Source organism: Rhodococcus sp. OAS809 (assembly GCF_040546695.1).
In the GTDB taxonomy this organism is placed as follows: domain Bacteria; phylum Actinomycetota; class Actinomycetes; order Mycobacteriales; family Mycobacteriaceae; genus Rhodococcus_F; species Rhodococcus_F qingshengii.
Genome location: NZ_JBEPOI010000002.1, coordinates 2,043,671 through 2,068,745, shown reverse-complemented (window position 1 = coordinate 2,068,745; position 25,075 = coordinate 2,043,671). Strand labels below are relative to the sequence as shown.

Annotated in this window: 1 protein-coding gene; it reads left to right on the top strand. The window is 61.5% G+C overall.

Annotation, left to right across the window (positions count from 1 at the left end):
* Positions 1–409 precede the first annotated feature (409 nt).
* Positions 410–25,075: a non-ribosomal peptide synthase/polyketide synthase gene (locus ABIE52_RS12520; protein ID WP_354541490.1), complete on the top strand. Its 24,666-nt coding sequence runs from the start codon at positions 410–412 to the stop codon at positions 25,073–25,075.

Here is a 25,075-nt window from a genome sequence, read left to right as displayed (position 1 = left end):
GCGCGTTCTTTCGTCGGTCTGTCGGCGAGTACCGATAGTCTCGATCAGCGACTGTCGAATCTTGTTCGAGCTCAGACACCCAGTACCTGGCGGCCCTGTAAATTGTCCGAGGTGACTGATGTGGGTTGGGGTGTAGATCGTCGGTTGCAATTGATTGTCCCAGGGGGAGAGGTGTCGCGCGCCGCGTCTGAACGGTGCGTTTCGGCAATGCGATCGGGGGGTAGATGAGCTGGGCGATTTGTAACGAATTGCAACAAAACCATCGATACACCGGGGTATGGATTTCTCTTGTCACCTATGTATCGGAGACAATGGGTGGTTCTGGCTCATCGAGGTTGGATGAGGTCGGTAGCTGCTGCGAATCGGACGTTCGGCTCGCACGGGTGCGCAATGGTGTGGAAGAGAGGCTGTGGGCGTGAATTCGCTGGGTAACGGAGAACTGGGGAGCGGCAAGCCGGAGGTCGGCAGCTCGCCGGAAGACGTTCAGCGATCCGACGCATTCCCGCTTTCCGCGGCCCAGCTCGGTATGTGGTTCGCGCAACACCTCGATCCCGCCGTTCCGGTCAACATCGCTCAGTACGTCGAACTCCGTGGTGCTCTGGAACTTGACGCCCTTCGGCAGGCCTGCGCAGACGCCGGTCGCGAAATCGGGTCGGCCTTCGTCCGGATCTTCGAGATCGACGCCCAGCCTTACCAGATCATCGACCCCACACTCGATGATTCGGTCGGTTACGTCGACCTTCGTAGTGAAGACGACTCGCACGATGCTGCCATGCGGTGGATGCGAGCAGATCGCAGCCGGCCGATCGACATGCTCACGGACCGCTTGATCTCTGCCACGATCCTGCGGCTCGGCGAGAATCGCTACTACTGGTACACGCGGGTCCACCACACAATTCTCGACGGATTCGGTGCGTCGACGTTCGTCACTCGTGTGGCGGAGCTGTACTCGGCGCGCGTGGAGGGCCGGGATCCGGAGCCGAGTGAGGCCTCCGATCTCCGGAACGTCTACGAGGTGGACAACAAGTACCGCCAGTCGAGTCGTTTCGAAACCGATCGCAAGTACTGGGCAGACAAGATCGAGAAGCTCGACGAGATCTCGAGCCTCGCGGGTCGAAGTGCCGCGCCGGCTCCAGTCAGTCGGATCGACAGTGCAGCGCTGTCCAACCACGTCGAGGCTCTGCTCGGGCGGTTCCTCGAGCGCATCGAGAAGACCACTGTTGCCGGCACTGTCGTCGCGGCGTTTGCGGCGTACCTCGCTCAGATGACCGGGCGAGAGGACGTGTCGCTGAGTCTGCCCGTTTCCGGTCGAACAACAGCCGTGCTGCGTCGATCCGGAGGCATGGTCTCCAACGTCGTGCCGCTGCGACTGACCGTCACTGCGGACACCACCGTCCAGGAGCTTCTGGACGACGTCAGGAACGAAATGTCCGGCGCACTGCGCCACCAGCGATACCGACACGAGGACATGGTTCGCGGCGGTGACGGGCCGGGCCGGGGCGGATTCTTCGGCCCGTGGATCAACATCATGATGTTTTCCACCGAGTTGGCGTTCGGGCCCCTCGTCGGCGAACTTCACATCTTGTCCACGGGTTTGATCGAAGACCTCGGTGTCAACCTGTATCAGAGCGTCGGCGATACCCGCACGCACATCGACTTCGAGTCGAACCCCAATCTGTACGGGCCCGCTGACGCCCAGCGGAATCACTCGCGGTTCGTGGAGTTCCTCGAGAAGTTCGTCTCGGCCGAAACGAGCCGCAGGGTCTGGGATCTCCCTGTCGCTACCGACGAGGAGCGGAACAAGGTCGCTTTGTGGAACCGCACGGGCTTCCACGTTGCCTCGCAGACCATCACCGAAGCATTCGAGCGTCAGGTCGAGAGTACTCCCGATGCCACCGCTGTCGTTTTCGAAGGCGCCAGCCTCACGTACGCCGAATTCGACGCCCGCGCAAACGGTTTGGCCCGACAGCTCATCGCCATGGGTGTCGGACCCGAATCGCTTGTGGGGCTCTCGATCCGCAGGTCTCTGGACTTGATGGTCGGTTTGTACGCGATCGCCAAGGCCGGCGGGGCCTGGGTACCGGTGGATCCCGACCACCCAGCCGACCGCACCGCCTACATTCTCGAGTCGGCGCAGCCCACGTGTGTTGTGACCACTGCGCGGGACGACGTGGATCTGCCCTCGGGCACACGGGTCATCGAGATCGACACACTGGACTATGGGCAGCTCGACAGCAGACCGATCGTCAACGCGGATCGCCTGTCTCCCTTGCATTTCTCGAACACTGCGTACGTGATCTACACCTCGGGTTCGACCGGTCGACCCAAGGGTGTCGCGGTCACTCACGCGGCGATCAACAATCAGCTTCAGTGGATGAACGCCGAGTACGGGCTTTCGGCGTCGGACATCTACCTGCAGAAGACCGCTACGACATTCGACGTGTCGCTGTGGGGATTTTTCATGCCGTTGCAGGTCGGCGCCACGCTCGTCGTCGCGACTCCGGACGGTCATCGAGACCCGATCTACGTGGCGAACAAGATCGCGGAGCTCGGCGTCACGATCACCGACTTCGTGCCATCCATGCTCACGCTGTTCACTGCGAATGCACCTGCCGGATCTTGTGATTCGTTGCGCCACGTGTTTGTCATCGGCGAGGCGCTCCCGCCCGAGACGTCTTCCGCCTTCCGCGAACTCTGTGGAGCCGGACTGCACAACCTGTACGGTCCGACCGAAGCCGCGGTATCGGTCACGTACTACGAGGCCGTGGCCACGGATACTACTTCCGTGCCGATCGGTATGCCGCAGTGGAACACTCAGGCGCACGTACTGGACGGACAACTTCGCCCGACCCCCATCGGGCAGCCGGGTGAGCTCTATCTCGCCGGCGTTCAACTCGCGCGCGGATACGTTGGTCGACCGGACCTGAGCTCGGATCGGTTCGTAGCCAATCCGTACGGCACGGCCGGTGAGCGTATGTACCGGACCGGCGACCTCGTTCGTCGCCGTGAGGACGGAAATCTCGACTACATCGGGCGTACAGACTTCCAGGTGAAGTTCCGCGGGCAGCGCATCGAACTCGGCGAGATCGAGACCGTCCTTCTGGCGCACCCCGACGTTTCGCAGGCTGTCGTTTTGGTGACCGTCACCCCGACCGGTGATCAATTGGTCGGCTACGTAGTGCCGGGTCCAGGCCGAAACATCGATGCTGCGGTGCTCAGTGAGTTCGCCGGCCGAAGCCTCCCGTCGTACATGGTTCCGGCCGCGTTGATGGTGCTCGATGCGTTGCCGCTCAACACGAGTGGCAAATTGGATCGTGCCGGGTTGCCCGAGCCGGTGTTCGCGAGTGCGAAGCAGTACCGCGAGCCCCGCACCGAAATCGAACGCATCGTGGCGGACGTGTTTGCCGACGTTCTCGGTGTCGAGCGCGTCGGTATCGATGACGACTTCTTCGAGCTCGGTGGAAACTCTCTGGTTGCAACACAATTGGTGACGCGAGTGGGTTCGGCATTGGGAGTGCAACTCGGCGTTCGAGAGCTCTTCGAATCCACCACGGTCGCCACCCTGGCGGCCCGCGCCGAGTCGGTGGCGGGCAACGCCAGGCAGCTCACCCCGCTGGTCGCCAAGCCTCGTCCCGAGGTCGTCCCGCTCTCGCTTGCGCAGCAGCGCATGTGGTTCATCAACCGTCTCGATCCGTCGACGCCCGCCTACAATCTTCCGTTCACAGTCCGGCTCACCGGTTCGGTGGACCCGTCCGCCCTGCATACCGCGGTGATGGATCTTCTCGAGCGACACGAGTCCTTGCGGACGATCTACCCTGATGTCGACGGAACCGCGCAACAGCTGGTTCTGCCGGTCGACCGGGCCGCGGTGGAGTTGAATCCGGTCAAGATTCGGAATTCGCATCTCGACGCGGCGCTGTTCGACGTGGCGTCTCGCGGCTTCGACGTGACGCTCGAAATCCCGGTACGGGTTGCCCTCTTCGAGGTGTCTCCGACGGACTACGTCCTGGTGATGGTTCTCCATCACATCGCTGCAGACGGACTGTCGTTCCGTCCGCTCGCACGTGACCTTCTCGTCGCCTACTCGGCGCGAAGTGAGAAGTCTGCGCCGGCGTGGACGCCGCTGCCGATTCAGTACGCCGACTACGCCCTGTGGCAGCGCGAAGCACTGGGATCCGACGAAGACCCGCGCTCGGAGTCGTCTCGCCAGATCAACTTCTGGCGCCGGGCACTTGCCGATCTGCCGGATCAGTTGGATCTGCCGACCGACCGACCTCGTCCTGCCATCGCGTCCAATCACGGTGCCAAGCACCATTTTCAGATCAGCGAACGCACGACGCGCAAGTTGAACGAGTTGGCGCGCTCGAGGAGCGTCTCGCTGTTCATGGTGTTGCAGGCGGCATATGCAACGCTGTTGAGCCGGCTCAGTGGTACCTCCGACATCGCGATCGGTGCCCCGATCGGCGGGCGAGGCGATCAAGCGCTCAACGACGTGATCGGCATGTTCGTGAACACCCTGGTGCTTCGCACCGAGGTCGATCCGAACGAACGATTCGAAGAGTTGCTCGCTCGGGTAAGGGAATCGGGCTTGTCTGCCTACGGGCATGCCGATGTGCCGTTCGAGCGGTTGGTCGAAGTCCTGAGTCCGGCGCGTTCGCAGGCTCGTCACCCGCTGTTCCAGGTTGCGCTCACTGCGGAGATCAGTGGACGACGCGAACTGGAATTCTCAGGTGTCAAAGCAGTTGCAGCTGAATTGGAAGTCCCGGTCGCCAAATTCGATCTCGAGCTCATGGTGTCCGAGAATCCTGAAGGCAGCGAAGACTCGGACGTCTTGAGCGCCACCTTCACCTATGCCACGGACCTGTTCGATCCGGCCACGGTGAACACTTTCGCTACTCGGTTCGTGCGCATCCTCGATGCCGTGGCTACCCGTCCTGAAACGATCGTCGGCGATATCGACCTGCTCTCACGCTCCGAGCGCACCGATCTGACGGTCGTAGCCGCGGATGACACGATGCCCCGGCAGAGTCTCGTCGACATCTTCCTGTCCGGCACGGCTGAGGCGGATTCGGTTGCTGTGCGCTTCGAGGGTCGATCGATCACCTATCGAGAGCTCGATGAGCAGTCGTCGAAGCTCGCTCGGGTTCTGATCGGACGTGGCGCCGGCCCCGAGACCATTGTTGCTCTCGCCTTTCCTCGCTCGTACGAGATGGTCTGTGCAGTATGGGCGGTGGCGAAGTCAGGGGCGGCGTACGTCCCAGTCGACCCGAGTTATCCGGAAGATCGTGTCCGGCACATGCTGGCCGATTCTTCGGCCGCGATCGGACTCACGTCGGGACAGTTCGTAGATCAGCTTCCTGCGGTCACAGAATGGTTGGTCCTTGACGGCCAGGCGCTGAACGGAGAACTGTCGGCGCAATCTTCAGCGCCGGTCACGGACGAGGACCGAATCGCTCCGATTCACAGTTCTCACGTTGCATATGTCATTTACACATCCGGTTCCACGGGAAAACCGAAGGGTGTCAGCGTCACTCACGGTGGACTCCGTGGCGTCAGAGACGCAGCACAGCGTCGCTACGGGGTAGAACAGTCCTCGCGCTTCCTCCATATCTGTTCACCGAGCTTCGACCCGTCGGTACTCGAATGGATGGTCGCCTTCTCCGCGGGTGCAACTTTGGTGATCGTTCCGTCGACAATTATCGGTGGACACGAGTTGTCGGATCTTCTTCATTCCGAGAAGGTCACACACGCGATCATCACTCCCGCAGTACTCGGGACCATGGAGCCGGCAGAGCTGCCTGAATTGCGAGTCGTCTCCGTCGGCGGTGACGTGACCACTCCCGAGTTGCTGGCGAAATGGGCCCCAGGGCGCGCCTACTTCAATGGGTATGGTCCGACCGAGACCACTATCATCTCGTCGTTCGGCGATCTCGCGATCGGCCGATCGATCGACATCGGGCGTCCCGTCGAGGGCATGTCGGCATTGGTACTCGACGAGCGTCTGCATCCTGTTCCAGTCGGTACCAGGGGAGAGCTCTACTTTGCGGGCGCTGCATTGGCTCGCGGCTACCATGAGCGGCGAGGCCTTTCTGCGGAACGGTTTGTCGCCAACCCGTATTCGCCGGATGGCGAGCGAATGTACCGGACCGGCGATGTCGTGCGCTGGACCGGCGGAGACGCGCGCGGTGACGCGGGGGTTCTCGAATACGTCGGCCGCAGTGACTTCCAGGTCAAGGTTCGCGGATTCCGTATCGAACTCGGTGAGATCGACGCAGTTCTGTCCTCGCACGAGTCTGTGCGCTTCGCGGTGACGGTCGGAAGCGAAGGCGCGGCGGGTGTCACAACCCTCGTTTCCTACGTCGAACTGGCTGACGGGTCGAGTTTCGATCGGGACGTGCTCGCCTCGTTCGTGGCGGAGGCTCTGCCGAGCTACATGGTTCCGTCCGTCATCATGGAACTCGCTGAGGTTCCGTTGACCCCGGTGGGCAAATTGGATCGCCGGGCTTTGCCGGAGCCTGTTTTCGAGGTCCGCGAGTTTCGTGCACCCACCACGCCGGTGGAAGAGATTGTCGCGCAGGTGATTGCGGATGTTCTCGGAGTGGAACGAGTCGGCCTCGACGACGACTTCTTTGAACTCGGTGGCAACTCCCTGGTGGCCACTCAGGTCACCTCCCGATTGGGGCGGGCGCTCGACACTACGGTGCCGGTGCGAACGCTATTCGACGTTTCCACCGTCGAGGCGCTCGCCGCACACATCGAGTCGCACGTAGGTAGCGGCGGGCAGAAGGCGCTCGTCGCACAGGTGCGTCCCGCGGAAATTCCGTTGTCGCTGGCGCAGCAGCGCATGTGGTTCCTGAACCGCTTCGACACCGACTCAGCTGCTTACAACATCACTTTTGCTCTGCACCTGACTGGTCATCTCGATACTGCCGCGATGGAAATGGCGCTGGAGGACGTACTGGCCCGGCATGAGGTGCTCCGAACGGTATATCCGGACGGGGCTTCCGGACCGAAGCAGTCGATTCTGTCGCTCTCGGAGGCGTTCGGCGGGCTGACCGTGGAGTCGGTTTCGGATCAGGACGAGCTCGAAAGTCGAGTCGCTGCAATCGGATCCTCAGCGATCGACGTCACCGTCGACGTGCCGATCCGTGTCCGCCTGTTGACGGTCAGCGACACCGAGCACACCCTTGCGATCGTGGTTCATCACATCGCCGCTGACGGTTGGTCGATGGCGCCCCTGGCTCGCGATGTCATGATTGCCTACTCGGCACGCAAGGACGGGATCGCGCCGGCGTGGCAGCCGTTGACTGTGCAGTACGCCGACTATTCGTTGTGGCAGCGTGAGGTTCTGGGGTCGGAAGACGACTCGGAATCACTGATCTCGCAGCAGATCTCGTACTGGACCGAGACTCTGGCAGACCTACCGGATGTGATCGAGCTTCCGTCGGACCGGTCTCGGCCTGATGTGGCGTCGATGCGCGGCGAGCGATTCGCGTTCGAGATCTCCGGGGATGTGCACCGTCGATTGGACGCGCTGGCACGGCAGAACAACGCGACGCTCTTCATGGCGTTGCACTCGGCGCTTGCCGTTCTGATGGCCCGACTGAGCGGAACCTCGGACATCGCCGTGGGCACTCCCGTTGCCGGTCGTGGCGACGAGGCGCTCGACGATCTCGTCGGCATGTTCGTCAACACGCTTGTTCTGCGGACCGAGGTCGACCCGGCCCAGGCATTCACGGATCTGCTGGCTGCGGCGAGTGATTCTGCGCTCGGAGCGTTCGCTCACTCGGACGTGCCCTTCGAGCGGTTGGTGGACGTCTTGGCTCCCGCCCGGTCGCAGGCCAGACATCCGCTGTTCCAGGTCGTGCTGTCCTTGCAGAATCTCGCGCAAACGGCATTGGAACTGCCGGGACTGGCGATCAAGGCCGCCGAAATCGACACGACCACTGCCAAGTTCGACCTCGAACTCGCAGTGACAGAGTCGATCGGCGAAGACGGGATCCAGCAAGGGCTCTCGGCCGAATTCACGTTTGCTGCAGATCTGTTCGACGTTTCGACGGTCGAGGGGTTTGCTCGGCGTCTGGTTCGTATCCTCGAGACTGTCGTGTCGGTTCCTTCGATTGTCGTCGGTGACATCGATATTCTCGATGCGGCCGAGCGGGGTGTGCTGGCCGATGTTCACGGAGGTCAGTCGGTCTCGGGAACCCTGGTCGAGATCCTCACAGCGGCGGCCGCTGTGGATCCGTCGGCGGATGCGATTCGCTTCGACGGTCAGTCGATCAGCTACCGCGAACTCGACGAGCGGTCGTCGCGACTCGCTCGTGTTCTGATTGCGAAGGGCGTCGGGCCGGAGGATCGGGTCGCGATCGCGATTCCGCGTTCGGCCGATTCGGTTCTCGCTCTGTGGGCAGTGGTGAAAACGGGTGCTGCATTCGTGCCCGTCGACCCGACGTATCCGGTTGACCGTATCGTCCACATGATCTCCGATTCCGGTGCGGTGCTGGGTCTTGCGCTCAGTGACGTCGAGGCAGGATTGCCGTCGGCGTTGACGTGGGTTGTTCTCGACGACGAGAAGACAGTGGCGGCGTGCGCGGCAGAATCTTGCGTGCCGGTGAGTGATTCGGATCGACGCAGTGCGATCGACGAGCGGCAGCCTGCTTACGTCATCTACACCTCTGGCACCACGGGTCTGCCCAAGGGCGTTGTGGTCACCAATGCGGGTGTGGCGAACTTCTGCGCCGAGCAGGTCGAGCGCTATGCGCTGTCCGCGGATGCTCGAACGCTGCATTTCGCCTCGCCGAGTTTCGATGCTTCTGTTCTCGAGTTGCTGATGGCATTCGGAGCAGCATCGACGATGGTGATTGCGCCGACGACGGTGTACGGCGGCGCGGAATTGGCCGAGATCTTGCGCTCGGAGGGCGTGACGCATGCGTTCGTGACGCCCGCTGCGCTGGCATCAGTGGATCCGAGCGGGCTCGACGCGTTGCGGGTGGTTGTCGTCGGTGGCGAAGCCAGTTCGCGGTCTCTCGTTGCCAAGTGGGCGGTGCCGCTTCCGGATGGCGGTGTGCGTGGATTCTTCAATGCGTACGGTCCGACGGAGTCGACAGTCGCCTCGAACATCAGCGATACGCTGACCGCGTTTGATCGTATGAACATCGGCGGCCCGATTCGGGGAATGGCCGCGCGGATCTTGGACGGCCGCTTGCAGCCCGTTCCGGTTGGTGTCGCAGGTGAGTTGTACGTGTCGGGTGTTCAGGTCGCTCGTGGATACCTGGGACAGCCGGCATTGACAGCGGGCCGATTTGTCGCAGACCCGTTCGGGGCGCCGGGAGAGCGGTTGTACCGCACGGGTGATGTGGTCCGGTGGATCGACGGTGGCGCAGTGGAGTACGTGGGCCGCAGTGACTTCCAGGTCAAGATCCGTGGGTTCCGTATCGAACTCGGCGAGATCGAGGCCGCGCTGACCCGTTGCGCGGGCGTTGCGCAAGCTGTTGCTCTCGTTCGTTCCGACGATCACTTCGGAGATCGTCTCGTTGCATACGTCGTGCCGCAGGCCGGCGCCGAGGTGGATCCCGCACAGGTCATCGAGTCGGTGTCGACGTTCCTGACCGGCTACATGGTCCCCGACTCGGTACTGGTACTCGATTCGATTCCGTTGACCACCGCGGGCAAGACGGACATCAAGGCTCTGCCCTCGCCCGTGTTCGAGTCCAAGGTGTACCAGGCGCCGATCACGACCGTCGAAGAGACTGTCGCGCAGGTGTTCTCCGAAGTTCTCGGAGTCGCACAGGTTGGCCGCGACGACGATTTCTTCGAACTCGGCGGCAACTCGTTGATCGCGACCCGTGTCGCCGCTCGGCTGGGAGAGGCGCTCGACACAAGCGTTCCGGTTCGTGCGCTCTTCGAAGCGTCGACCGTGCAGTCACTCGCCGTCCGGCTCGAGCTGCACGCCGGTTCGGGCGCCACCGCCCCACTGGTGCAGCAGCCCCGGCCAGCTCGGATCCCACTTTCGTTGGCGCAGCAGCGCATGTGGTTCCTGAACAGGTTCGAACCCGCGTCGGCAGTGAACAACGTCCCGGCGGCGATCAGGATTTCGGGCGCCCTCGATGTGGCAGCTCTTGACGCCGCCGTGATCGATGTCGTGGGCCGACACGAATCACTGCGAACTGTGTATCCAGACGTCGACGGCGTCGGCTATCAGGACGTCCTCGACGTCCAAGACGTTGTCGTCGATCTCAGCCCCGTGTCGATCACGGAAGATCGCCTGGCTGCGGGCGTCGCCGAGCTGGCGACAGTCGGCTTCGACGTGACGTCCGAAGTCCCGTTGCGCGCCAAGCTCTTCAAAGTCGGCGACAGCGAATACGTTCTGGTGTTCGTCGTGCATCACATCTCGACCGACGGTTTCTCGATGGGTCCGTTGACCCGTGACGTGATGGTTGCCTACGAAGCACGTACACGAGCGTCGGTGCCGGCTTGGACGCCGTTGCCGGTGCAGTACGCCGACTATTCGTTGTGGCAGCGTGAGGTTCTCGGGTCCGAGGACGATCCGCGGTCCGTGATCGCGAAGCAGATTGCGTTCTGGTCGGATGCGTTGGCTGATCTTCCGGAGCAGTTGGATCTGCCTGCCGATCGTCCGCGTCCCGAGGTCGCTTCAGGGCGCGGAGCCGAGGTCGAGTTCGATATCGACGCCACCCTGCACGAAGCTGTCAATTCGATTGCGCACAGCAGTAACTCGACACCATTCATGGTTGTTCACGCAGCGCTCGCCGTCGTACTTTCTCGTTTGTCCGCAACGACCGACATCGCGATCGGTACACCGATCGCGGGTCGCGGTGAGGCGCAGCTCGACGATCTGATCGGTATGTTCGTCAACACTTTGGTGTTGCGTACCGAGGTTGATCCGTCGATGTCGTTCACGGATCTGTTGGCTTCGGCGCGTGAGGTGGATTTGCAGGCGTTCGCGCATGCGGATGTTCCGTTCGAGCGTGTGGTGGAGGTTCTCGATCCGGTTCGTTCGCAGGCTCGTCATCCGTTGTTCCAGGTGGCGTTGACGTTCCAGAACCACGAACAGACAACGCTCGAACTGGGCGACCTCGAAGTGTCGATCGAAAGTGCCGATCTTGCGTTGGCGAAATTCGACCTCCAGTTGACCCTGACCGAACGAACCGACGAGGCCGGCGCACCCGCCGGAATGTCCGCCTCTTTGACGTATGCGACGGATCTGTTCGACGAGTCGACCGTTGTGGAATTCGGTGATCGGCTGGTAAGGACCTTCCGTGCGGTGACTGCTGATCCCACCGTAGCGGTGGGTGACGTTGACATCTTGGTCGATGGAGAACGAAACCTGCTGTCCCGCTTCAGTGCCGGCCAGATCGATCGTGGTGTGGATTCGACGTTGTCGGCGTGGTTCGATGATGCTGCTGCGCGGTTTGGTGATCGGGTTGCGGTGCGGTTTGGTGGCGAGTCGTTGTCGTATGGTGAGTTGTCGGTGCGGGCTAATCGTTTGGCGCGCAGGTTGATTGCTCAGGGTTGTGGTCCGGAGTCGTTGGTGGCGGTGGCGTTGCCGCGGTCGGCGGATCTTGTGGTGGCGTTGTTGGCGGTGGTGAAGTCCGGTGCGGGGTATTTGCCGGTGGATCCGTCGTATCCGGCTGATCGTGTCGAGTTCATGTTGGCTGATGCTGCTCCGGTGGCTGCGATTTCGTGGTCCGGGCGTGAGTTGGTGTTGCCCGCTGGTTTGCCTGTGGTTGATATCGACGCGGTGGATGTGTCGGAGTTCGATGGTTCGGTGGTGGCGGATGCGGATCGTGTTGCGCCGTTGCGGTCGTCGAATGTTGCGTATGTGATTTACACGTCGGGTTCGACGGGTCGCCCGAAGGGTGTGCAGGTTCCGCACACGACGGTGGCGAAGTTGTTTGCGAATACCGAGGGTGTGTACGGGTTCGACGAATCCGATGTGTGGACGATGTTCCACAGTTATGCGTTCGACTTCTCGGTGTGGGAGTTGTGGGGTCCGCTGTTGTACGGCGGCACGTTGGTGGTTGTGGATTATGTGACGTCGCGGTCGCCGGAGCAGTTCTTGGAGTTGCTTGCTGCTGAGCGGGTGACGGTGCTCAATCAGACGCCGTCGGCGTTCTATCAGTTGGCCGAGGCTGATCGGTTGGCGTCGGAATCCGGTCGGGCTGCTGAGTTGTCGTTGCGGTGGGTTGTTTTCGGCGGCGAGGCGCTCGAGCTGCGTCGCTTGTCGGATTGGTACGGCCGCCGCGGTGACTTCGCGCCGACGTTGGTGAACATGTACGGCATCACGGAGACGACGGTGCATGTGAGCCATCGTGTGTTGGATGCTGCGTTGGCGGCGGATGCGTCGGCGAGTGTTGTGGGTCAGGCTATTTCGGGTCTGCAGGTGTTCGTGCTCGATACGCGTTTGGCTCCGGTGCCTGTTGGTGTCGCTGGTGAGATGTATGTCTCTGGTGTTCAGTTGGCTCGGGGTTATCTGGGTCAGGCGGGGTTGACGTCGACGCGGTTTGTGGCGAATCCGTTCAATGCCGGCGAGGTGTTGTACCGCACGGGTGACGTCGCTTCGTGGAACAGTGCTGGTGATTTGGAGTATCTGGGTCGCGCGGATGATCAGGTGAAGATCCGTGGTTTCCGGATCGAGATCGGTGAGATCGAGTCTGCGGTGTTGGCGGATGTGTCGGTGGCGCAGACGGCGGTGGTTGTTCGTGAGGATTCTCCGGGTGATCAGCGGTTGGTGGCGTATGTGGTTCCGGCTGCGGGTGTGAGCGTTTCGGTCGACGATCTTCGGGTGTCGGTGGGTTCGTTGTTGCCGGAGTACATGGTGCCGTCGGCGTTTGTGGTGTTGGATTCGATTCCGTTGACGGTGAACGGGAAGTTGGATCGTCGGGCGTTGCCGGTTCCGTCGTTGCAGGTTGCGGTGTTCCGTGCTCCGACGTCGGTGGTGGAAGAGGTTGTTGCGCAGACGTTTGCGGATGTTCTGGGCGTCGAGCGTGTTGGTTTGGATGATGATTTCTTCGCGCTCGGTGGTAATTCGCTGATTGCGACGCAGGTGACGTCTCGGTTGGGTCAGGCGTTGGATGCTTCGGTGTCGGTGCGGGAGTTGTTCGAGGCGTCGACGGTGGAGGCGTTGGCTGCTCGTTTGGGTTCTCATGTCGGTGGCGGTTCACGTGCGGCGTTGACTGCGCAGGTGCGTCCGGTTCGGGTGCCGTTGTCGTTGGCGCAGCAGCGCATGTGGTTCCTCAACCGATTCGACACCGATTCTGCTGTCAACAATGTCCCTGTTGCCGTTCGGCTCACGGGTGCGCTCGATCTGGCGGCCCTGAATTCGGCAGTTCACGACGTTATCGGCCGCCACGAGGTTCTGCGCACGGTCTACCCCGAGGTCGACGGCGTCGGCTACCAGAAGATCTGCTCGGTAGAAGATGTCTCGATCGATCTCGGCGCAGAACGCGTCACAAACGACCGAATCCAGGCGGAGCTGTATTCGTTCTTCGCTCAGGGCTTCGATGTCACTGTCGAGGTTCCGTTGCGCGCCAAGCTTTTTCAGGTCGCCGATGACGACTTCGTGTTGTCGTTCGTGATGCATCACATCTCGACCGACGGCTTCTCGATGGGCCCGTTGACCCGCGACGTCATGACCGCCTACTACGCCCGAACCAACGGCCAGGCTCCGACCTGGACGCCGTTGCCGGTGCAGTATGCCGACTATTCGTTGTGGCAGCGTGAGGTTCTCGGGTCCGAGGACGATCCGCAGTCCGTGATCGCGAAGCAGATTGCGTTCTGGTCGGATGCGTTGGCTGATCTTCCGGAGCAGTTGGATCTGCCTGGTGATCGTCCGCGTCCCGAGATTGCTTCAGGGCGCGGCGCCAATCACAGTTTCACCATCGAACCGCAGCTGTGGTCCGAGCTGGACGAACTGGCCAAGGCAACGAACGCAACTCCGTTCATGGTTGTTCACTCGGCTCTGGCGGTGCTGTTGGCACGACTGTCCGCGACGACCGACATTGCGATCGGTGCCCCGATCGCGGGTCGTGGTGAAGCCGAGCTCGATGACGTGATCGGTATGTTCGTCAATACCTTGGTGTTGCGTACCGAGGTTGATCCGTCGATGTCGTTTGCCGAGTTGTTGGCTTCGGCGCGTGAGGTGGATTTGCAGGCGTTCGCGCATGCGGATGTTCCGTTCGAGCGTGTGGTGGAGGTTCTCGATCCGGTTCGTTCGCAGGCTCGTCATCCGTTGTTCCAGGTGGCGTTGACGTTCCAGAACCTCGGTCAAACGTCTCTCGAAATGCCCGGCCTCCGTGCTGCTGCAGTCGAGTTCGACGCCGCACTGGCTAAGTTCGACTTGCAGCTCACTCTCGAAGAGGCTGAAGCCGGAATGTCTGCGACGCTGACGTATGCGACGGATCTGTTCGACGAATCGACCGCTGCCGACTTCGCCGATCGTTTCCTGCATGTTCTGCGTGGCGCTGCCGCAGATCCGGATCTTGCTGTCGGTGATGTGGACGTACTCACTGTCGGTGAATTGGACCGTGTCCTCTCATGGAGTGGGGTCGGCACCGATCGTGGTGTGGATTCGACGTTGTCGGCGTGGTTCGATGATGCTGCTGCGCGGTTTGGTGATCGGGTTGCGGTGCGGTTTGGTGGCGAGTCGTTGTCGTATGGTGAGTTGTCGGTGCGGGCTAATCGTTTGGCGCGCAGGTTGATTGCTCAGGGTTGTGGTCCGGAGTCGTTGGTGGCGGTGGCGTTGCCGCGGTCGGCGGATCTTGTGGTGGCGTTGTTGGCGGTGGTGAAGTCCGGTGCGGGGTATTTGCCGGTGGATCCGTCGTATCCGGCTGATCGTGTCGAGTTCATGTTGGCTGATGCTGCTCCGGTGGCTGCGATTTCGTGGTCCGGGCGTGAGTTGGTGTTGCCCGCTGGTTTGCCTGTGGTTGATATCGACGCGGTGGATGTGTCGGAGTTCGATGGTTCGGTGGTGGCGGATGCGGATCGTGTTGCGCCGTTGCGGTCGTCGAATGTTGCGTATGTGATTTACACGTCGGGTTCGACGGGTCGCCCGAAGGGTGTGCAGGTTCCGCACACGACGGTGGCGAAGTTGTTTGCGAATACCGAGGGTGTGTACGGGTTCGACGAATCCGATGTGTGGACGATGTTCCACAGTTATGCGTTCGACTTCTCGGTGTGGGAGTTGTGGGGTCCGCTGTTGTACGGCGGCACGTTGGTGGTTGTGGATTATGTGACGTCGCGGTCGCCGGAGCAGTTCTTGGAGTTGCTTGCTGCTGAGCGGGTGACGGTGCTCAATCAGACGCCGTCGGCGTTCTATCAGTTGGCCGAGGCTGATCGGTTGGCGTCGGAATCCGGTCGGGCTGCTGAGTTGTCGTTGCGGTGGGTTGTTTTCGGCGGCGAGGCGCTCGAGCTGCGTCGCTTGTCGGATTGGTACGGCCGCCGCGGTGACTTCGCGCCGACGTTGGTGAACATGTACGGCATCACGGAGACGACGGTGCATGTGAGCCATCGTGTGTTGGATGCTGCGTTGGCGGCGGATGCGTCGGCGAGTGTTGTGGGTCAGGCTATTTCGGGTCTGCAGGTGTTCGTGCTCGATACGCGTTTGGCTCCGGTGCCTGTTGGTGTCGCTGGTGAGATGTATGTCTCTGGTGTTCAGTTGGCTCGGGGTTATCTGGGTCAGGCGGGGTTGACGTCGACGCGGTTTGTGGCGAATCCGTTCAATGCCGGCGAGGTGTTGTACCGCACGGGTGACGTCGCTTCGTGGAACAGTGCTGGTGATTTGGAGTATCTGGGTCGCGCGGATGATCAGGTGAAGATCCGTGGTTTCCGGATCGAGATCGGTGAGATCGAGTCTGCGGTGTTGGCGGATGTGTCGGTGGCGCAGACGGCGGTGGTTGTTCGTGAGGATTCTCCGGGTGATCAGCGGTTGGTGGCGTATGTGGTTCCGGCTGCGGGTGTGAGCGTTTCGGTCGACGATCTTCGGGTGTCGGTGGGTTCGTTGTTGCCGGAGTACATGGTGCCGTCGGCGTTTGTGGTGTTGGATTCGATTCCGTTGACGGTGAACGGGAAGTTGGATCGTCGGGCGTTGCCGGTTCCGTCGTTGCAGGTTGCGGTGTTCCGTGCTCCGACGTCGGTGGTGGAAGAGGTTGTTGCGCAGACGTTTGCGGATGTTCTGGGCGTCGAGCGTGTTGGTTTGGATGATGATTTCTTCGCGCTCGGTGGTAATTCGCTGATTGCGACGCAGGTGACGTCTCGGTTGGGTCAGGCGTTGGATGCTTCGGTGTCGGTGCGGGAGTTGTTCGAGGCGTCGACGGTGGAGGCGTTGGCTGCTCGTTTGGGTTCTCATGTCGGTGGCGGTTCACGTGCGGCGTTGACTGCGCAGGTGCGTCCGGTTCGGGTGCCGTTGTCGTTGGCGCAGCAGCGCATGTGGTTCCTCAACCAGTTGGATACGAGCTCGGCAGGGAACAACGTCCCGGTTGCGATAACTCTCACCGGAGAACTGGACGTCTCGGGGCTGGAGCAAGCGGTCGCCGACGTTATCGGCCGTCACGAGGTTCTGCGCACGGTCTACCCCGAGGTCGACGGCGTCGGCTACCAGAAGATCGTTGCACCGGCTGATGTCGACGTGAACCTCGCTGCAACCTCGGTCTCGGATTCGGAGATCGTTTCCGAGGTAACGAACTTCGTAGCGGCAGGCTTCGACGTGACGGCCGAGGTGCCGTTGCGCGCCAAGCTTTTCCAGATCAAGGCCGACGAGCACGTTCTGGTATTCGTGGTGCATCACATCTCGACCGACGGTTTCTCGATGGGCCCGTTGACCCGCGACGTCATGACCGCCTACTACGCCCGAACCAACGGCCAGGCTCCGACCTGGACGCCGTTGCCGGTGCAGTATGCCGATTACTCGTTGTGGCAGCGTGAGGTTCTCGGGTCCGAGGACGATCCGCAGTCCGTCATCGCGCAACAGATCACTTACTGGGCGCAAGCACTGGACGGCGTGCCCGAACAGTTGAATCTTCCGGGGGATCGGGCTCGGCCGGCGGTATTCTCCGGTCAGGGAGCGACATTCGAATTCTCGATCGGTCAGGAATTGCATGAGCGGCTGATCAGCGTGGGCCGGGAACACAATGCGTCGATGTTCATGGTGGTCCATGCGGCTCTGGCGTCGCTTCTCGCTCGTCTGTCGGGAACAACGGACATCAACATCGGTGCACCGATGGCCGGGCGAGGTGAATCCGAACTCGACGATTTGATCGGAATGTTCGTCAACACCCTGGTTTTGCGTACCGAGGTTGATCCTTCGGCGGCGTTCACAACACTTCTGGCCTCGGCTCGGGAAACCGACCTTCAGGCGTTCGCGCACTCGGACCTTCCGTTCGAGCGGCTCGTGGAAGTGCTGGATCCCGTTCGGTCGAGGGCACATCACCCGCTGTTCCAGGTGGCATTGGCATTTCAGAACCTGGGGCAGAACTCGTTGGCTCTGCCCGGTCTGACGGCGGCCGAGTTCGAAATCGACGAGGCCGTGGCCAAGTTCGACCTGCAGCTCACGATCAGTGAGGTATCAGAAGGGCTGTCGGCGACGTTCACGTACGCGACGGATCTGTTCGACGAATCGACCGTCCGCGGATTCGCCGCACGATTGATGCGCATTCTGAACGGAATTGCGACGGACCCCGCAACTTCAGTGGGTGACATCGAAATCCTCGACGCGTCCGAGCGTGAGGTTCTGACGAGTCAAAGGGCTTCGTCAGGAGTAGCGCAGGCGCCGTTGGCCGAGATTCTTGCCGACGCTGCTGCGCGCTACCCGGACAACGTCGCTTTGCGCTACCCCGGCACGGCGCAGGCCGCGGCCGGTAGGTCCATGACGTATCGCGAGGTCGACGAGTGGTCGTCGAGGCTGGCCCGCGTTTTGATCAACCGTGGTCTCGGGGCTGAAGATCTTGTGGCGGTGTCGATTCCGAGATCCGTCGAATCGGTACTCGCGGTCTGGGCAGTGTCGAAGACCGGGGCAGCGGTCGTTCCGATCGATCCGCACTATCCGGCAGACCGTATCGCGCACATGCTCAGCGACTCGGGTGCGAAGGTTGGCCTGACCCTCGACGTCGAACGTCCGAATCTCGCCGACGACGTCGAGTGGTTGGTCGTGGACGGACCGCTCGGCGAACAGATGATCGCCGGAGTGTCCGGAGCGCCAATAGATGCCGAGGAACGTGTCCGTCCACTGACGACTGCTCATCCGGCTTGGGTCATCTACACCTCCGGCACGACAGGACTGCCGAAGGGCGTTGTCGCGACCAACGCGGGACTGGCGAGCTTCAGTGTCACGCAGGCCGCGCATTACCTCGTGAAGCCCACCTCGCGGACATTGCACTTCGCGTCACCGAGTTTCGACGCGTCGATGCTCGAATTGTTCCTCGCGGTGGCCACCGGCGCGACGATGGTCATCGTCCCGCCTGGGGTGTACGGCGGCGACGAACTGGCTGAGGTGTTCCGTAGCGAACGAGTCACGCATGCGTTCATCACACCCGCTGCCCTGGCGTCGATGGACCCGAGCGGCCTGGACGACCTGACGGTGGTAGGCGTGGGTGGCGAAGCGTATTCGCCGGAACTGATCAGCAAGTGGACGACAGGGGACGGATCGGCCGCGTCGGCTTCGGCTCCCAGGACATTCCTGAATGTCTACGGCCCGACCGAGACGACGATCGTGACGAACGTCAGCGTTCCGCTTCTGCCCGGTGACCGAATGGACATCGGCGCCACGATCGGTGACATGGCAGCATTCGTCCTGGACACACGACTCAATCCAGTTCCACTGGGAGTCTCGGGCGAGCTGTATCTGTCCGGTCCTCAGGTGACCCGCGGCTATCATCGTCGTCCAGGCTTGAGTGCCGATCGATTCGTGGCAAACCCGCACGGTAATCCGGGCGAGCGAATGTACCGAACCGGTGACGTGGTGCGCTGGGTCGCTGGAACGGCACCCTCCACCTACGCCGTGGAATACGTGGGCCGCAACGATTTCCAGGTCAAGATTCGCGGTTTCCGTATCGAACTGGGCGAAATCGATGCATCGCTGACGGCACACCCCGAGGTCGAGTTCGCTGCGACGATGGGTACGACCCTGCCGTCGGGTGCCCCGGCGCTGGTGTCGTACGTGTTCACCGGAAAGCACGCTTCGGTCACTTCGGCGGAATTGATCGAATTCGTCTCCAGAACCCTTCCGGCCCATATGGTTCCGGCTTCGGTCATGGTCTCCTCGGACATGCCGCTCAGTCCGGCAGGCAAGCTGGACCGAAAAGCGCTCCCAGCACCGGTTTTCGAGACCAAGGAATTCCGCGCCCCGGTCACCGAGATGGAACAAATCCTGAGCGAGATCTTCGCGGACGTTCTCGGCCTGGATCGCATCGGCACCGACGACTCGTTCTTCGCTCAGGGCGGCGACTCGATCATGTCCATCCAACTCGTCTCTCGTGCGAAGGCACGTGGGGTCGTATTCGCACCCAGTGACGTCTTCGAGAGCAAGACTGTCGCGGCATTGGCCGAAGTGGCGAAGTATGCCGCCGACGTCGAGGCCGCGGTGGTGCTCGAGGAGTTGCCGGGCGGTGGAGTCGGCTGGATGCCGTTGACGCCGATCGAACGATTCATGGTCGAGCGCGGTGGCAGCTACAACCGATTCACACAGACGATGACTCTCGAGCTTCCACTCGGAGTGCAGCGAGCCGACATCGTGCGAACACTCGCGGCAGTCGTCGACCACCACGACATGTTCCGCTCACGGCTGATCTCCGACGGTCGCGGATGGGGGATGTCGGTCTCCGAGCCCGGAACCGTGGACGTCGAGGATCTGCTCAGCCGCGTCGATGTCGACGCGGCTGCGGACGAGTCGACAATTGTTCTCACGGCTTCCAAGGGCCTCGACGAGGCTCTCGGCCGGTTGAATCCGGCGGACGGCGTAATGGTTCAGTTCGTGTGGGTCGACTTCGGTCCCACTCGCACCGGGCGCTTGATCATTGCTGCACATCACCTGATCGTCGACGGGGTCTCCTGGCGAATCATCGTTCCGGATCTGGTGTCGGCTGCGGCTCAGATGGCCGGGGCGAGCGGAGCGACGGGGGATGTTGCTCTCGAGCCGACCGGTACGTCGATGCGACGCTGGGCTCATGCTTTGTCCGAAGAGGCCCATCGGGATTCGCGTGTGGCCGAGCTGGATACGTGGCGGAAGGTGTTGCAGACACCGGACCCGGTGCTGGGTAAGAGGGCGTACGACTCTGCCGTCGACGTTGCGGCAACGGTTCAGCGGATAAGCGTGACGGTCCCCACTCAGGTGACGGAGACTCTGTTGACCACGCTGCCGGAGGTTTTCAACGGCGGCGCCAACGACGGCCTGCTCGCTGGACTGGCACTCGCGCTGATCGAGTGGCGTCGCCGAGCCGGAATCGACTCGACGTCTGCCTTGCTGCAACTCGAGGGCCATGGTCGCGAAGAAGCCGTGATTCCTGGCGCGGATCTGTCAAGGACCGTTGGTTGGTTCACCGCTGCCTTCCCGATCAGTCTCGATCTTTCCGAGGTAGATCTGGGTGACGCTTTCGCCGGAGGTGATTCGGCGGGACGCGCGATCAAAGCAGTGAAGGAACAGCTTCTGGCGATCCCGGACAAGGGCGTCGGGTACGGACTGCTGCGCTACCTGAACGAAGACACGCGCGCAGTGCTTTCTCGCTTCGCCGGGGGACAGGTCAGCTTCAACTACCTGGGACGAGTTGTCGCCGAGGATCTTCCGGCAGGCGTCGAGGGACTCGGGTGGCTGCCGGCCGGCGATTTCGCCAACGTGTCGGCACCCGAAGACGTCGACATGCCCGCAAACAAGGTCGTCGACATCAATGCGATCGTCAACGACGGCGCAGACGGTGCTGTTCTGGAGGCCTCTTTCGCATACCCCGTCGGTGCCATCGACGGCGAGAGTGTCGAGACATTTGCACAGATTTGGGTCGAAGCACTGACTGCCCTGGCGGAGCATTCTCGCTCCGTCGGAGCCGGTGGACTCACACCGTCCGACGTGCCGCTTGTCTCCGTGAGCCAACGAGATATCGACGGCTTCGAGAATCGATTCGGTACGGTGACCGACATCTGGCCCCTGGCACCGCTGCAGTCCGGTTTGCTCTTCCACGCGATGTTGGCAGAATCCAGCGTCGACCTCTACTCGGTGCAGATGATTCTCACTCTGTCCGGGAAGGTGGATGCCGACCGCTTGCGCACTGCAGCACAGGGAATCATCGACCGTTATGCGAACCTGCGAACGGCATTCACGGCCGACGACGACGGAACGCCGGTCCAGATAGTCCTCGAAGACGTTCCAGTCCCGTGGCGGAACATCGATCTCAGCGATATTGCGGCCGTCGACCGTGAGGCAGCTCTGAACGAAGTTTTGACGGCTGACCAGGCGACACACTTCGACATGGCGTCACCGCCGTTGATTCGGTTCACCTTCGTCACCATGGCGGAGGGGGACTATCGCTTGGTGGTGGCGAATCACCACATTATTCTCGACGGTTGGTCGGTGCCACTGCTCTTGCAGAACCTGTTGGCGCTGTACGCGACGCGTGGTGACGACTCGGTTCTTCCGCGTGTGCGTAGCTATCGCAATTACCTGGCGTGGCTTGTCGATCAGGATCGTGATCGATCACTCACAGCCTGGGCTGATGTGCTTTCCGGCGTCGAAGAGCCGACGCTGCTTGCTCAGGTCACAGGCGGACAGGAATTCACCGCGCTGTCACAGAAGCTGAACGTGTCGATGTCGTCGGAGACAACCGCGGCGCTCACCGCTCTGGCCGCACGACTCGGGGTCACCGCCAACACGATCGTGCAGAGCGCGTGGGCGGTCCTCCTCGGTGCGTTGACCGGAACCGACGACGTTGTCTTCGGTGCAACAGTGTCCGGCCGGCCACCGGCGCTCACCGGCGTCGAATCGATGGTCGGGTTGTTCATCAACACCCTCCCCGTGCGGGTGCGCCTCGACGCCGCGGAGTCCGTCGAAGAATTGGTTGCCAGGGTCCAGATCGAGCAGGCGAGAATGCTTGATCATCACTATCTCGGTTTGACCGATGTCCAGAAAGCAGCGGACGTCGGAACACTGTTCGACACGTTGGTTGTATTCGAGTCGTACCCGGTCGACCGTGAGGGCCTCGCCGCACAGGCGGATGTTCTCGACGGAATGATGATCGACGACATTGCCTCGGACGATTCCACGAACTACCCGTTGACCCTGCTGATCGCACTCGACGAGCAGTTGCACTTGACGCTGCGGTACCTACCGGACTTCTTCGATGCCGACTACGCAACTGCGTTGCTGGACAGAGTTCTTCGACTGCTCTCCTCCGTAGCCACCGATCCTTCGGTGCGTGTTGGTGACGTTGATATTTTGGATTCTGTTGAGCGTTCGTTGGTGCTCGAGGGGTGGAATGACACGGCTCGTGAGGTTGCGGGTGTGTCGGTGTTGGATGGGTTTGTTGCGCAGGTGGCGGCGTCTCCGGATGCGGTAGCGCTCTCGTTCGAGGGTGTGTCGTTGTCGTATGCGGAGTTCGATGCTCGGGTGAATCGTTTTGCCAGGTATTTGGTTTCGGTGGGTGTGGGGCCGGAGTCGTTGGTGGGTGTTGCGGTTCGTCGGTCGGTTGATTTGTTGGTTGCGGTTTACGGTGTGCTCAGGGCTGGTGGTGGGTATGTTCCGGTGGATCCGGATCAGCCTGCGGACCGTAATGGGTATGTGTTGGCGGCGGCGTCGCCGGTGTGTGTGGTCAGTACTTCTGATGTTGGTTTCGATGCTGGTGTGGTGCCGGTGGTCGAGGTTGATGTTGTTGATGTGTCTGGTTTTTCGGATGCTCCTGTCTCGGATGTGGATCGGGTTGCGCCGTTGCGGTCGGGGAATACGGCGTATGTGATTTTCACGTCGGGGTCGACGGGTCGGCCGAAGGGGGTGGCGGTCAGTCATCGCAGTGTGGTCAATCAGGTGTCGTGGTTGGCGGAGCGTTATGCGGTGTCGGGTTCTGATGTGGTGTTGTTCAAGACTCCGGTGACGTTCGATGTGTCGGTGTGGGAGTTGTTTGTTCCGTTGGCGGTGGGTGCTCGGTTGGTGGTGGCTACTCATGACGGTCATCGGGATCCGGGGTATTTGGCGTCGGTGGTGGCGGCGGAGTCGGTGTCGATGGTCTCGTTTGTGCCGTCGATGTTGGAGGTGTTCGTCGATCAGTTGGTCGACACGTCGGAGGCGACGATTTCGCGTCTCGGTGGTGGTGGGTTGGGTTCGTTGCGGGTGATTTTCGCGGCGGGTGAGGCGTTGCCGGCGTCGGTGGTGGGTCGGGTGTTGTCGGTGTTGCCGTCGGTTGAGGTTCATAATTTGTATGGTCCGACGGAGTTCACGGTGCATGCGACGGCGGCGGGTCCGCTCGATGGTGTGGGTGTGGTGGTGCCGATGGGTGCTCCGGTGTGGAATTCGTCGGTGTTGGTGTTGGATTCGCGGTTGCGTCCGGTGCCGGTGGGTGTTGCGGGTGAGTTGTATTTGTCGGGTGTGCAGGTCGCTCGTGGGTATTTCGGGCGGGTGGATTTGTCGGCGGAGCGGTTTGTGGCGAATCCGTTCGGTGGGGTGGGTTCGCGGATGTATCGCACGGGGGATGTGGTGCGGTGGATCGGTGTGTCGGGTGAGCTCGAGTATGTCGGTCGTAGTGATTTTCAGGTGAAGTTGCGTGGTCAGCGGATCGAGTTGGGGGAGATCGAGGCTGCGGTTCGGGATCAGGTGGGTGTGGGTTCTGTTGTGGTGGTGGTGTGGCGTGATCAGTTGGTTGCGTATGTCACTGCTGCGGTGGGGTCTTCGGTTGATGTTGATGTGGTGAAGGTGGGTGTGGGGGAGCGGTTGGCGTCGTATATGGTGCCGTCGCAGTTTGTGGTGTTGGATGCGTTGCCGCTCAATGCTTCGGGGAAGTTGGATCGGAAGTTGTTGCCGGAGCCGGTGTTCGAGGTTGCGGTGTTCCGGGCTCCCACTACCGAAGCTGAACTACTTGTCGCAAGCGTCTTTTCGGAGATTCTCGGTGTCGAGCACATCGGAGCGGACGACAGCTTCTTCGAGTTGGGTGGCAACTCATTGGTCGCAGCGAGGGTTGCTGCTCGGCTGAGCGCGGCAGTTTCCGTGGAGGTCCCACTGCGACTCATCTTCGCTACTTCGACGGTCAGCGAACTTGCAGAACGAATTGCACTCGGAATTCGGGTGGGCTTCGATGCGAAAACCGATGATGCACTACGAACGCTTCTGCCGCTGAGAACGACAGGGAGCGATGTGCCGTTGTTCTGTGTTCATCCACTCGTTGGACTGGCGTGGCCTTTTGCGCCGTTGGCGGCTGTTGTGGACCGTTCGATTCCGCTTTATGGATTGCAGAGCCCTGTTCTGACTGATGAGGCATTCCAAGGACGATCCCTTGACGATTACGCGGATCGCTACGTGGATGAGATCACCCGGGTTCAGCAGTCAGGCCCGTACCGAATTCTCGGTTGGTCGCTCGGCGCGATCATTGCTCAAGCGGTTGCGGCGAAGATGGAGGAGCGAGGCGAGATCGTTGAGGCGTTGATCTTGCTGGACGGTTCGCCGGAAACACGCGACGAATCAGAGCACGCTGTCCAGGTGCGCGCTGAGTTGGCTGCAATGGGGATTGTCTTCGGCGAGAACGAAAAGCTCGATGAATTGTCGGTCGAAAGGTCTGCAGAGATCTTGACGGCTGTCGACGGAGAGAGAATCGGACTCGATGCGTCTGCGATCAAGCGGTTGCTCACAAGCATTGCGATTTCGGCGAAGCTGATCAACGCCCATCGGCCGCAGTCGTTCGGGGGGCCGATCACCTTCGTGAGTTCGTTGGATCGTTCGGACGCAAAGCAAGCCGATAAGGTTTGGGGTCCGTACGCGCAAGGAGAACTGACGGATGAATTGGTCGACGTTCACCACCTGGAGATGATGTCTCCTGAAGGCGTTCGCGCTATCGGGCTGATCATTGAGCGTGTGTTGCGCGGTGGCGCCGCTGATTGA